This is a genomic window from Streptomyces sp. NPDC034084 (assembly GCF_055575535.1).
In genome coordinates, this window is the sequence record NZ_JBVISK010000004.1 from 148,472 (window position 1) to 161,176 (window position 12,705).

Consider the following 12,705-nt stretch of genomic DNA (forward strand, 5'->3'; position numbering starts at 1 on the left):
GATCCATGCTGCTCGAAGTGCGTGACCTGCACGTGGAGTTCCACACCCGGGACGGGGTGGCCAAGGCGGTCAACGGCGTCAACTACTCCGTCGACGCGGGGGAGACCCTCGCCGTCCTCGGCGAGTCCGGCTCCGGCAAGTCCGTCACCGCCCAGGCCGTCATGGGCATCCTCGACATCCCGCCGGGGAAGATCAGCAGCGGCGAGATCCTCTTCCAGGGCCAGGACCTCCTGAAGCTCAAGGAGGAGGAACGGCGCAAGGTCCGCGGCGCCAAGATGGCGATGATCTTCCAGGACGCGCTGTCCTCCCTCAACCCCGTCATCAGCGTCGGCGACCAGCTCGGCGAGATGTTCCAGGTCCACCGGGGGATGTCGCGCAAGGACGCCAAGGCCAAGGCCGTCGAGCTGATGGACCGGGTCCGCATCCCCGCCGCCAAGGAGCGCGTCGGCCAGTACCCCCACCAGTTCTCCGGCGGCATGCGCCAGCGCATCATGATCGCGATGGCGCTCGCCCTCGAACCCGAACTGATCATCGCCGACGAGCCGACCACCGCCCTCGACGTCACCGTCCAGGCCCAGGTCATGGACCTCCTCGCCGAACTCCAGCGCGAGCTCCACATGGGGCTCATCCTCATCACCCACGACCTCGGCGTCGTCGCGGACGTCGCCGACAAGATCGCCGTCATGTACGCGGGCCGCATCGTCGAACAGGCACCCGTCCACGAGATCTACAAGGCCCCCGCCCACCCCTACACCCGGGGCCTGCTCGACTCCATCCCGCGCCTGGACCAGAAGGGCCAGGAGCTCTACGCGATCAAGGGCCTCCCGCCCAACCTGCTCGCCATCCCGCCCGGCTGCGCCTTCAACCCGCGCTGCCCCCTCGCCCGCGACCGGTGCAGGACCGACGAGCCCCCGCTGTACGACGTGACCGAGTCCCCGGTGCCGCGCGCCAGCGCCTGCCACTTCTGGAAGGAGTGCCTCCATGGCTGACGCGGCCGAGGCGATTCTCGAAGTCCGGGACCTCCACAAGCACTACCCGCTGACCCAGGGCATCCTCTTCAAGAAGCAGGTCGGCGCCGTCAAGGCCGTCGACGGCGTCGACTTCGACCTCGCGGCCGGCGAGACCCTCGGCATCGTCGGCGAATCCGGCTGCGGCAAGTCCACCGTCGCCAAGATGCTCGTCAACCTGGAACGGCCGACCTCCGGGACCATCCGCTACAAGGGCGAGGACATCACCACGCTCTCCCCGCGCGCGCTCAAGGCCGTCCGCCGCAACATCCAGATGGTCTTCCAGGACCCGTACACCTCGCTCAACCCCCGTATGACCGTCGGCGACATCATCGGCGAGCCGTACGAGATCCATCCCGAGGTCGCGCCCAAGGGCGACCGGCGCCGCAAGGTCCAGGACCTCCTGGACGTCGTCGGCCTCAACCCCGAGTACATCAACCGCTACCCGCACCAGTTCTCCGGCGGTCAGCGCCAGCGCATCGGCATCGCCCGCGGCCTCGCCCTCCAGCCCGAGATCATCGTCGCCGACGAGCCGGTCTCCGCGCTCGACGTCTCCGTCCAGGCGCAGGTCATCAACCTCCTCGACAACCTCCAGACCGAGTTCTCCCTCTCGTACGTCTTCATCGCCCACGACCTGTCGATCGTCCGGCACATCTCCGACCGCGTCGGCGTCATGTACCTCGGCCGGATCGTCGAGATCGGCACCGACGCCCAGATCTACGACCACCCCACCCACCCCTACACCCAGGCGCTGCTCTCCGCCGTCCCCGTCCCCGACCCCGAGGCGCGTGCCCACCGCGAGCGCATCATCCTCACCGGCGACGTCCCCTCCCCGGCCAACATCCCCTCCGGCTGCCGCTTTCGCACCCGCTGCTGGAAGGCCCAGGAACGCTGTGCCCTCGAGGTCCCGCTCCTCGCCGTCCCGGCTGTCTTCCGCCTCACGGACAGCCCCGCGAAACACGACTCGGCCTGCCACTTCGCGGAGGAGAAGCAGGTGGTGCCGCCGGAGGACCGCCAAGAGCAGTAACACACAGGCAACTTGACGGAATCGGATCCGATATACGGACATTGGATATTGGAGACCGTACGGCCGTGCGGGTGCCGTGAGCCGGCCGGGGCGCCTTGTCGCCCCGGCCGGCTGCCCGTGGCCTTCCCTTGCCGCCCCGTTCACACGGAACCGCTTGTTTCGGCGGGTCGCGACCGTGAGTATCGGGTCCGTGACTGTGACACGACCGGCACGTCTCACCGGGGCCGCGCTCTGCGCGGCGCTCGCCCTCATCGCCGCCGTGTGGATCCTCGAGGACCTCGCCGCGCTCGGCTCACCCGCCGACCTCGCGTGGTACTGGGCAGGGGACCACCACTTCCTCGTCCGGGGGCGGTCCACCACCTCCCTGCTCGACCCCGTGCTCCTCGCCGCCTACGCCGCCACCGCCGTCGCCGCCCTCCGCTCGCGGCACGCGGCCTCCGTCCTCGCCGCCGCCGGCGCGGTCACCCTCGCCCTGCGCCTCCCCGGCCTGTGGGCGCCCGGGAGCGGCGCCCTCGTCACCGCCCTCCTCGAACTGGCCCTCGGCGCCGGACTCGTCCTCACCGCAGCCGTCGGCCGCCGCCCGGCGGACGCCCCGTACGAGCAGGGGCCCGGCCGCCCCCGTACCGGCCCCGCCGTCACCGCCGGGATCCTCCTCGCCGCCGCCGCGCTCTTCCTGACCCTCTGGGAGCTGCACTGGGCCGGCGAACTGCCCCCGGACGTCACCGTCGACCGGCTCACCGGCGGCCGCTCCGTCGTCAAACCCGCCCTCGCGCCGCCGCCGGGCTGGCTGTCGGTGATCACCGCCGGGCTGTACGCCACGGCCGCCGTCTCCTGCCTCGTACGGGCCCGCCACGCCCGCGCCTTCGGGCTCCTCGCCGCCCTGCTCCTCGCGGCGGGCGGCCTCGGCGGGGTCGCCCGTGCCGTCCGCCACGAGACCCTCACCCACCTCGGCGACCTCCCCATCCCGGCCACGGCGGACGTCCTCACCTCCGTCTACGAGCTGCTCGCCGGCGTCACGGTGCTCGTCCTCCTGGCCGGGCGCGGAGCCTCCGCCGCCGCGCCCGGCCCGTACCCGGCGGCCGGGGTACGGCCCCCGGCCCCGCCCCACCCGCCGCCGCCCGGCTGGTGACGCGGCGCCTGCCCTACCGCGCGATGCCCAGCGACCGCTTCAGGAAGTCCACCTGGAGCAGCAGCAGGTTCTCCGCCACCCGCTCTTGCGGCGTCATGTGCGTCACCCCGGACAGCGGCAGCACCTCGTGCGGCCGGCCCGCCGCCAGCAGCGCCGACGAGAGCCGCAGCGCGTGCCCCACCACCACGTTGTCGTCCGCGAGCCCGTGCACGATCATCATCGGCCGGACCGGCACCTCCGGCGCGGACAGCCCGTCGTCGGTCAGCAGCGAATGCGCCGCGTACACCTCCGGGTCGTCCTGCGGGGTGCCGAGGTACCGCTCCGAGTAGTGCGTGTCGTACAGCCGCCAGTCCGTCACTGGTGCCCCCGCCACGGCCGCGTGGAAGACGTCCGGCCGCTGGAGCACCGCCCGCGCGGCCAGATAGCCGCCGTACGACCAGCCGCGGATCGCCACCCGCTCCAGATCCAGCGGGTAACTCCCGGCGAGCGCCCGCAACGCCTCCACCTGGTCGTCGAGCGCCGGCGCGAAGTCCCGCACGATCGCCTTCTCCCAGGCTGGGGAGCGGCCCGGCATGCCCCGCCCGTCCGCCACCACCACCGCGAAACCCTGGTCGGCGAACCACTGCGAGGTCAGGTGCGGATTGTGCGCCGCGAGCACCCGCTGCCCGTGCGGGCCGCCGTACGGATCCATCAGGACCGGCAGCGGCCCGTCCCCCTCCTCGTACCCCGAGGGCAGCAGCACCGCGCAAGGGATCCGGCGCGGCCCCGCCTCCGTCAGCCGCACCCGCGCGGAGATCACCGGCCGCTGCGCGTACGAGGCCACCACCGTGACCCGTTCGCCGTCCCGCAGCACCCGCGCCACGCTCCCCGGCTCCTCCGGCCGCGCCGACACCAGGACGGTCACCGCCCCCGAGCGCACCGCGCCGTGCACCCCGGCGCCCCCGGAGATCCGCTCCGCGCCCGCGTCCGTGACCCGGTACACATGGATCTCGCCGGTCTCCGGCTCCGCCGCCGCCTCACCCGCCGAGGCCGACACCAGGACGTCGTCCGCCCCGATGTCGAGCACCGCCCGTACGTGCAGCTCCGGACCCGTCCACGCCTCCTCCCCGACCGCGAGGACCCGGGCCCCGCCCTCGTCCGTGACCCGCACGAGCTCGCCCCCCGGCCCCCACGCCGGCACCCCGCGGTGCAGCTCCAGCCACGCCGGGTCCGCCTCCGCCCGTACGGTCGCGGTCGTCCCCGACTCCGCGTCCACCGCGAGGAACAGCTGCTCCCGCTGGTCCCGCGCCTGCACGAGCAGCAGCGGCGCCCCCGCCGCAGACCAGTGCACCCGCGCCAGATACGGGTACCGCTCCCGGTCCCACACCACCTCCGTACGGGACCCGTCGAGGCCCACCAGGAACAGCCGCACCTCCGCGTTGGCCGTTCCCGCCGCCGGGTACCCCACCCGCTGCGGCTCCCGCTCCGGGTGCGCCGGGTCCGCGATCCACCAGCGCCGCACCGCCCGGTCGTCCGCCCGCGCGACGAGCAGCCGGTCCGAGGCGGGCGACCACCAGTAGCCGCGCTCCCGGCCCATCTCCTCCGAGGCGATGAATTCGGCCAATCCGTACGAGACGTGCTCGCCCTCCGGGACGGCCAGCGGGCGGTCGCCCGCACCGTCCGCGCCGACCACCCGCAGGGAGCCCTCCGCCACGTACGCGACGAGCCGGCCGTCCGGCGAGGGACGCGGGTCGATCACCGGGCCCGGCACCGGAAGCTCCCGCGCCGTCCCCGCCCGCAGCTCCGCCGTGAACAGCCGACCCGACAGCGCGAACGCCGCCAACTCCACGGCCCCGTCCACGGCGTACGCCACGATCCCCGCCGAGTCCTCCCGGCTCCGCTCCCGGCGCGCCCGCTCCTGCGGCGACAACTCCTCCTCCGCGCCTCCGAGCAGCGCCGCCGGGTCGGCGGCCACCCGCTCCCCGGGCTCGCCGTCCACGGGCAGGTCGAGCACCCAGAGCCGGTGCGAACGGTCCGCTCCCGAACCGGATCTGACGAAGACCACGCGTTCCCCGTCCGGCGAGACCGAGAAACCGCGCGGAACCCCCAGGGTGAACCGCTGCGTACGGGCGTGCTGGCGGGGGAAGGAGAGCCCTGCCGAGGGCGTGGCCGACTGCTGCGAAGACAAGGTCATGCGGCTGAAACTAGCGCCGTGCGCCCCCCTCGTGCCTCCGTCCGCCGATCGATGCGGCCGCACGGATAGTTATGATCCGTAGCGCTAGGTGGGTATGCATCGGACTGACATGCCCTCTGGCACATGCTGATCGACCGAACCACTCGAATATCCGACCGAAGGTGGAGGTGAACCGCCGTGGCACTCTCGATCTCCGTGGTGGTGCTGCTGGCGATCGTCGTCTTCCTGCTGATCCGGAAATCCGGGCTGAAGGCTGGACATGCGGCGGTCTGCGCGCTCCTGGGCTTCTACCTGGCGAGCTCCTCGATCGCCCCGTCCATCAGCACCTTCACCACGAACGTGGCGGGCATGATCGGCGGCATCAAGTTCTGATCCCGCACCCGGCCTGACCTCGTAGGGTGGGGGGCATGTCCGATCTCCCCGCCCGCCGTCTGCTGCTCGTGCACGCGCACCCGGACGACGAGTCGATCAACAACGGCGTCACCATGGCCAGGTACGCGGCCGAGGGCGCCCTCGTCACCCTGGTCACGTGCACGCTCGGCGAGGAGGGCGAGGTCATCCCGCCCGGCCTCGCCCACCTGGCCCCCGACCGGGAGGACCGGCTCGGCCCGCACCGCGTCGGCGAACTCGCCGCCGCGATGGCCGAGCTGGGCGTCACCGACCACCGCTTCCTCGGCGGTCCCGGACGCTTCCGCGACTCCGGAATGATGGGCGCCGAGCAGAACAAGCGCGCCAACGCCTTCTGGAACACCGACGTCGACACCGCCGCGCCCCACCTCGTCGAGGTCATCCGCGAGACCCGCCCGCAGGTCATGATCACCTACGACCCCGACGGCGGCTACGGCCACCCCGACCACATCCAGGCCCACCGGGTCGCCACCCGCGCCGCCGAACTCGCCGCCGACCCGGACTACCGCCCCGACCTCGGCCCGGCCCACACGATCGCCAAGATCTACTGGAACCGCGTCCCCCGGCCCGTCGCCGAGGCCGCGTTCGCCAGGCTCCACGCCGAGGGCTCCGCCTTCCCGGCGACCGCCGAAATCGACGACGTCCCCGGCGTCGTCGACGAGGACCGCATCACCGCCGAGATCGCCGCCGACTCCGCGTACGCCGCCCGCAAGAGCGCCGCGATGGCCGCGCACGCCACCCAAGTCGCCGTCGACGGTCCCTTCTTCGCCCTCTCCAACGACCTCGGCCAGCCGATCTTCACCACCGAGTACTACGAACTCGTCCAGGGCACCTCCGGCGCCCCCGAGGGCGAGCGCGAGACGGACCTCTTCGCGGGGGTGACCCCGTGAGCACCACCGCCCCCGCGCCCTCCCCGGGAGCCAGGTACGCCTGGTACGGCGCCCTGCTCCTCCTCGGCGCCCTCGTCGGCGTCGCCGGAGCCCTCGTCCAAGCCGCCTGGCTCCCCGGCGGCCTGTTCCTCGCCCTCCTCGCCTCCGCCGGCCTCTTCTACGGAGGGCTCCGCGCCACCGGCACCCAGGCCGGCGTCGCCTCCGCCGGCGGCGGCTGGCTCGTCGCCGTCATCCTGCTCAGCCTCGGACGCCCCGAAGGTGACGGGGTGTTCGGCGGAGGCGTCGGCGAGCTCCTCTTCCTCTTCGGAGGCATGGCGATCGCTGTGATGTGCGCCACCCTCCCCCGACTGCCCCGACCGGCCCCTTGAACAGGACGACTTGAGACCACAGACGTCCTGACTTCGGCCGGAATGCCCGTCGTCCGGCGCCCTGGGGTCGGGTATGAGGCGGCGGCGTTCAGTATGGTGGTGCGCGCCGCCGAACCGCCCGGGTCAACACGAGCATCAGCAAGAGCGGGCGGTGGAGCCAACCGGGAGATCCTGCTTTGAGTCGTGAAACTGGTCGAGAGACTGACAGTTCGTCCTCCGGCGCCCAGGCGCGCGGGGGAGCCGCGTACCCCTCGGGTACCCCGCCGTACGGATCCCGCCAGTATCCGTCGCTCCACCCCACGCAGGACGCGCCGGAGGAGTCCGCCGCCGTGCCCGCACCGCCGGAGGAGCCCAAGACCGAGACGACGCTGACGACCCGGATCCGGATCAACATCCCGGGTTCGCGTCCGATCCCGCCCGTCGTGGTCCGCAAGACGGTCAACGAGACGTCCACCCCGGACACCGAGCCGGAGCCCGCGCCCGTCGCGGAGCCGGAACCGGAGCCCGCGCCGGTGGCCGCGCCCGTCGCGGAGCCCGCGCGGGAGGCGCCGCAGGCGAAGGAGACGAGCGACTGGTTCGCCCCCCGCAAGGCGGCGGCCCCCGCGCCCAACCCGGCTCCCGCGCCTGCCCCGGCGGCCAAGCCCGCCCCCGCGTCCGCCGGACCGGACGCCCCGGGCACGGGCTTCGCCGGCTCCGCGACCTCGGGCGTCCCGACGGTGGGCACCACCCCGTCGAGCCGCCCGGTCACGGCGTCCGCGCAGACCCCGCCCCCGGGCAACCCGCTGTACGAGAGCGGCGCCCCGGCCGGCGGCACACCGACGTACGAAGGGACGCCGGCCGCCGGCACCCCGAGGTACGACGGGACGCCTTCGGGCGGTACGCCGCGGTACGACGGGACCCCTTCGGGCGGTACGCCCCGGTACGAGGCCACGCCCGCCGCCGGTACGCCGATGTACACCGGCACCCCGCCCGCGGGCACCCCCGCGTACCGCGGCCCGGCCGGCCCGGATGCCCAGGGCACCCGGGGACCCCGGCGGAACCCGGCGGCGCCGAACGGCCCCACCACGGGCCCGGTCACCGGCACCGCCTCCCTCGGCGGCCCCGCCGCCGGTCCCTTCGGCGGCGCCCAGGGCGCGGCCTCCCCGTTCGCCGCCAACGGCTCCGCCGGCGGTGCGCCCCGCATGTCCGACGACACCGCCATCCTGACGCCGCAGCAGCCCGCCCCGAACCCCGGACGGGGCACGGCGGGCGACAGCGGCGCCCACATCTCCGGGGACACGCTCACGAGCGGCATCCCCGTGGTCCCGCCGACGGCGGCGCGCCCGAACCTGACCCCGCGCATCGAGGAGCACGCGACCCCGGCCCCCGCGCCGGCGCCGCGCCCCGCACCGGCGGCGAACCGCGCTCCGGCGAAGAAGGGCCGCTCCAAGCTGGTGCTCCTCGCCGCCGGACTCCTCGGCCTGGCCGGCGTCGCCTACGGCGCGGGCCTGCTCCTCAACCACTCCGAGGTCCCCAAGGGCACGACGGTGCTGGGCGTGGACATCGGCGGCGGCACGAAGGCAGAGGCCGTCGACAAGCTGGACGCGGTCTTCGGCAAGCGCGCCACCGCCCCGCTCCAGCTCGGCGTCGGCGGCAAGAGGGTCGAGCTGGCCCCGGACAAGGCGGGACTGGCGCTCGACAGCCAGGAGACCGTCCGTGCGGCGGCCGGCAGCGACTACAACCCGGTGTCGGTCATCGGCTCCCTCTTCGGCGGAGAGCGGGTGGCGAGGCCGGTGTTCCCGGTCGACAAGGAGAAGCTCGCCGTAGCCCTGACCGACCTGGCGGGCTCGTCGGCCTCGGCGACGGAGGGCACGATCCTCTTCGCCCCGAACAAGGTGACCCCCGTCGAGGGCAAGCCCGGCAAGAGCCTGGACGTCCAGCGCTCGATGATCTCGGTCCAGGACGCCTTCCGCGCCCAGGTCGAGACGGGCCAGGGCAAGCTGGTCGAGCTGCCGGTCACGACCCGCCGGCCGAGCATCACCAAGGCCGAGCTCGACCGGGCGATGAAGGAGTTCGCGACGCCCGCCATGTCCGGCCTGATCAGGATCCAGGCGGGCGGCAGGCACATCGACTTCGGTCCGGCGCGGTCGCTGCCGCAGATCCTCTCGATGAAGGCCGTCGACGGCCGACTGGTCGAGGTCTACGACAAGAAGGCGATCGACCGGCTCCTCGACGGCGCGTTCGACGGCGTCATGATCACCAAGGGTGACGGCAGCAAGCACCAGGTCTCCGCCGACGACGTGGCCTTCGCGATGCGCGACGCCCTGAGGGGCAAGACCCTCGCGGAGCGCACGAAGACGATCGACCTCTCCGGCGAGGGCTGACAGCCCCCGCCCCGGCCCGCGAGCCCCCGTCCTGACCCAGGGCGGGGGCTCGCGGGCATCGCGGACACGTCCGGGGAGTTCACCACTCGCCCCCGTACCGCTCCTTCCGGGCCCGCAGCCAGGTCTCGATCTCCCGCGTCTCGGCGGGGGTCGCGGCCCGCAGGTCGTCCGCCCGGACCGTCGCCACGAAGTGCGTGAACCGCACCCGCCGCTGGACACCGTCCACGCCGATGACCTTGCCCGGTCCGTAGACGTCGGTACCGGTGTGGGCGACGAAGCTGCCCGTCCCGTGAGGGGTTCCCATCGCACGCCTTTCGTTCTGTGTGCTGCTCCGGTCACACAGTGCCGCGTCTCCCGCCGGCCTCGGGAGGGGGACGCGCGGGACGACGCGATCTGCACACCAGGGCGCATGGGGAGGGGGCGCCGATGGCCCCGTCCGTGACTCCCAGGTCCCGCACGGTCCCGCCCTCGTTCGGAGAGGCGCAGGTTCCGGTGCGACAACTCTCCGAGGGCGGCCCGACCCGGCTCAGCGGCTGACGGCCGTCTGTGGCCGGGGCTCGGGCCCCGCTGGTCACTCTTGGGGCAGGTGGGGTCAGTGGGCGACGAGGACGGCGGAGAGTGCGAGCGCGCCGGGCAGGGCCTGGGCGAAGAGGATGCGGCGGTTGGCGGTGGCGGCGCCGTAGATCCCGGCGATGACGACGCAGGACAGGAAGAAGACCTGTGCGCGGAAGCCGGTCGGGTCGTCGGCGATGAGGCCCCAGACCAGGCCGGCGGCGAGGAAACCGTTGTAGAGACCCTGGTTGGCGGCCATGGGGGCGGTGGCACGGGCCATCTCGGCGTCGAAGCCGGAGAAGCCGCGGCCGGTCTCCTTCTCCCAGAGGAACATCTCCATCACCAGGATGTAGGCGTGCAGCAGGGCGACGAGGGCGACGAGGATGTCTGCGGTCAGGGGCATGGGCGCATTCTGCCGCCGGATGGCCGGGGAGTGCGAGCGGCGCGAGGCGCCATGGAGAAACCCGCGACTACTCGCGGTAACTGGCGGGCGAAGGGCATACCGCGCCCGCCACCCGCTCTACGGCGGGACTCGGATGGCCGCCCTCCGAGAGGTTTTCCGCGGCTTCCGGTGATGGGTCGCGGGTGGGCGTAGTTCGTCGCGCACCGACGCCGGAGGCGCGCTCGACGCACCGCCGGAAGGTGCGACTCTCGGAAAGAGGGCGGCCACACCAGAAGCCCGCCGGACACGTGCACCCGCTGTTCCGCTTCAATCGGACCGCGACTCACACGATCGGTTCCGTCAGTGCCCCCGGTGCTGTTCCGGGCGCGACGGAAAACGGCTCGTCGTCCTGAGGGGGCTCGCCTAGACTCCCGGGCAAGGGCGGGGTCGTAGCACAGAGGTAATGCGCCGCGATGGCATCTCGGAGGACGCCGGTTCGAATCCGGTCGCCCCGCCCCCTTTTCCTCACCTCGTACCCCACCAGTCGGCAGGCAGCGCCGGCGGCTCCAGCATGGCCCTCTCTTCGTCGGTCGGATCACCTCTGCTGATCATGTGCCGCAGGGTGAATCGCTCGACGGGCCGGCGCGGTCACGCCTTGGCCTCCGTCATCAGCTTCACCAGGCTGGAGAAGCTGTCCGCGGCATGGCCCGCGTCCATGCCGCGCCGGAAGAGGTCGGCGACCGTGGCCGGAAGGGTGGTGTCGACGCCCGCGTCGGCATTGGTGTGCAGGACGTGTTCGACGCTGGCCATCCCCATGGCCAGGCGGTCCACGTCGCCCACGTGTCGGCCGGCGTCGATGCGCTCGGAGTAGAAGCCGAAGAATCCCGGCAGCGAGTTCGCGGTCTCCACGGCGTGCGGCAGGATGTCCGTCGCCGTGAGGCCGTTGGCGTTGGCGAGAGCGATGGCCTGCCAGTAGCTCAGCATGGAGGTCCAGAACATGACCATGCCGATCTGGTACATGAGCGCGGCAAGTCCGGGGTCCTCCCCCCGATGGTCGGTCCGTCCCGTGATGACTTCGAGCGCGGGCCGGTGCCGGTCGAAGACCTGACGCGGCCCGCTGTAGAAGGTCGAGGACTCGGCCTTCCCGATCCCGGAGGGCGGCACGGTGACGCCGCCGGTCAACTGGACGGCGCCCCGCTCGGCTGCCCAACGGGCCGCGATCCGGGCCTTTTCCGGTGTGTCCGAGCTGAGGTTCACCAGGGTTCGACCGGTCAGCACGGCCGAGGCGGGCTCTAGCGTGGCGTACATGGCGTCGTAGTCCGTGAGGCTGAGGATCACCAACTCGTTGGAGGCGAGGGCCTCCTCCACGTTCGGCGCGAGCACCGCCCCGCGGGCGACCAGGGCGTCTGCGCGCGACGAGGTGCGGTTCCAGACGGTGACGTCGTACCCCCGGTCGAGGAAGGCGCCGACCATGGCCTGCCCCATGGGGCCAAGGCCGATGACGGTGACCTGCTTGGTGCTGCTCATGATGAGATCTCCACTCTCACTAAATCGATCGCTCTATTTAGAGCGTGGCGAGAAGGTACCACGCTCCAGAACGAACGCTCTAGCCACTCGGCCGCTACGGTGGCTGCATGACCAGCACAAGGGACCGGATCGTCGTCGCCGCATCACGCCTCCTGCAGCGGCAGGGTTACGTCGGCACGGGAATCAAGCAGATCGCCCAGGAGGCGCAGGCCACCCTCGGTTCCGTCTACCACTTCTTCCCGGGCGGCAAGGAGGCCGTCGCCGTCGCCGCGATCAAGCACAGCACCGAGGAGTTCGCGACGCTTCTGCGGAAGGCGCTGGACAGCGACGACGACCCCGCGGAGGCTGTGATGGCCTGTGCCCGACGACTCGCCGACGAACTGCGCGAGTCGGGCTGGATCGACGGCTGCCCCGTCACGGCAGCGGCCCTGGAGACACTCGGCACCGACTCGGAGATCCAGCAGGCATGCGCCGACGCGCTGCGCGGCTGGGAGCAGTTGGTCCGCGACAAGCTGCTGGGCTGCGGTTTCCCCTCCGAAAGCGCCCGGGAACTGGCGACCACCGTCATCTCCACCCTGGAAGGAGCCGAAGTCACCGCCCAGGTCAACCGCAGCGAGGAACCACTCCAGATGGCAGGCCGGCAACTCGCCCGCCTCGTACGCTCGTACGAGGTCTGAGACGCGCCCGGCGGATCAGGACCGGGCAGGCCCTGGCCACAGCCGGCCGACGGTGGACGTCGAACGGAGAGACACGCCCCAGGGCGTGTTTCGAAAGTCCCGCCTGCGCGGCGGCGCCTGGCACGCACGCTCGCCGCGTTGTCGGGATCGCCCTCGTACGCCCCGTACGAGGGCGACCCTCCGCCTTGCGATCGCACGCACC

12 protein-coding genes and 1 tRNA gene are annotated in these 12,705 nt (G+C 72.6%); 9 read left to right on the top strand and 4 right to left on the bottom strand.

Annotation, left to right across the window (positions count from 1 at the left end; translation table 11 throughout):
* Positions 1–5 precede the first annotated feature (5 nt).
* The 3 genes from ACZ51I_RS15790 (at position 6) to ACZ51I_RS15800 (ending at position 3,163) form a co-directional block, all read left to right on the top strand.
* A complete protein-coding gene (locus ACZ51I_RS15790; protein WP_468875925.1) occupies positions 6–989 on the top strand; it encodes an ABC transporter ATP-binding protein in 984 nt (327 codons plus the stop codon).
* Entirely contained in the window at positions 982–2,034 is a 1,053-nt protein-coding gene (locus ACZ51I_RS15795) for an ABC transporter ATP-binding protein (RefSeq protein ID WP_468875927.1), read from the top strand. Before ACZ51I_RS15790 ends, ACZ51I_RS15795 begins: the two co-directional genes overlap by 8 nt.
* A 190-nt stretch (positions 2,035–2,224) precedes the next feature.
* Positions 2,225–3,163, top strand: a complete 939-nt coding sequence (locus tag ACZ51I_RS15800) for a hypothetical protein (protein WP_468875929.1) — start codon at positions 2,225–2,227, stop codon at positions 3,161–3,163.
* 13 nt (positions 3,164–3,176) lie between these two features.
* On the opposite strand, the gene ACZ51I_RS15805 is transcribed toward ACZ51I_RS15800, so the two are convergent.
* On the bottom strand, positions 3,177–5,336 hold the full coding sequence (locus ACZ51I_RS15805) for a S9 family peptidase (protein WP_468875931.1): 2,160 nt from the start codon (positions 5,334–5,336) through the stop codon (positions 3,177–3,179).
* 177 nt (positions 5,337–5,513) lie between these two features.
* Here ACZ51I_RS15805 and ACZ51I_RS15810 point away from each other — a divergent pair, with 177 nt between their 5' ends.
* From ACZ51I_RS15810 to ACZ51I_RS15825, 4 genes are all read left to right on the top strand, one after another.
* Complete coding sequence (locus ACZ51I_RS15810; RefSeq protein WP_468875933.1) at positions 5,514–5,708, top strand: hypothetical protein; 195 nt, start codon at positions 5,514–5,516, stop codon at positions 5,706–5,708.
* 35 nt (positions 5,709–5,743) lie between these two features.
* Entirely contained in the window at positions 5,744–6,634 is an 891-nt protein-coding gene (gene mshB, locus ACZ51I_RS15815) for an N-acetyl-1-D-myo-inositol-2-amino-2-deoxy-alpha-D-glucopyranoside deacetylase (RefSeq protein ID WP_468875935.1), read from the top strand.
* Positions 6,631–7,002, top strand: a complete 372-nt coding sequence (locus ACZ51I_RS15820) for a DUF6113 family protein (RefSeq protein WP_468875937.1) — start codon at positions 6,631–6,633, stop codon at positions 7,000–7,002. The genes mshB and ACZ51I_RS15820 overlap by 4 nt, the downstream gene beginning before the upstream one ends.
* A gap of 176 nt (positions 7,003–7,178) precedes the next feature.
* Positions 7,179–9,365: a peptidoglycan binding domain-containing protein gene (locus ACZ51I_RS15825; protein WP_468875939.1), complete on the top strand. Its 2,187-nt coding sequence runs from the start codon at positions 7,179–7,181 to the stop codon at positions 9,363–9,365.
* A 79-nt stretch (positions 9,366–9,444) separates the two neighbouring features.
* Here ACZ51I_RS15825 and ACZ51I_RS15830 read toward each other — a convergent pair whose 3' ends face one another.
* Together ACZ51I_RS15830 and ACZ51I_RS15835 are read right to left on the bottom strand one after the other, a co-directional pair.
* Positions 9,445–9,669 carry a hypothetical protein gene (locus tag ACZ51I_RS15830; RefSeq protein WP_468875941.1) on the bottom strand — a complete coding sequence of 75 codons (225 nt, stop codon included), beginning with the start codon at positions 9,667–9,669 and terminating at the stop codon, positions 9,445–9,447.
* A gap of 288 nt (positions 9,670–9,957) precedes the next feature.
* Complete coding sequence (locus tag ACZ51I_RS15835; RefSeq protein ID WP_468875943.1) at positions 9,958–10,320, bottom strand: DUF1304 domain-containing protein; 363 nt, start codon at positions 10,318–10,320, stop codon at positions 9,958–9,960.
* A gap of 420 nt (positions 10,321–10,740) precedes the next feature.
* On the opposite strand from ACZ51I_RS15835, the gene ACZ51I_RS15840 reads away from it, so the two are divergent.
* Positions 10,741–10,815 (top strand) — tRNA-Ala (locus tag ACZ51I_RS15840).
* Positions 10,816–10,947: 132 nt separating this feature from the next.
* Here the strand turns inward: ACZ51I_RS15840 and ACZ51I_RS15845 are convergent.
* Positions 10,948–11,826, bottom strand: coding sequence for an NAD(P)-dependent oxidoreductase (locus ACZ51I_RS15845; RefSeq protein WP_468875945.1), 879 nt, complete (start codon positions 11,824–11,826; stop codon positions 10,948–10,950).
* Positions 11,827–11,933: 107 nt separating this feature from the next.
* Between ACZ51I_RS15845 and ACZ51I_RS15850 the strand changes: the two genes are divergently transcribed.
* Entirely contained in the window at positions 11,934–12,503 is a 570-nt protein-coding gene (locus ACZ51I_RS15850; protein ID WP_468875947.1) for a TetR/AcrR family transcriptional regulator, read from the top strand.
* Positions 12,504–12,705 lie beyond the last annotated feature (202 nt).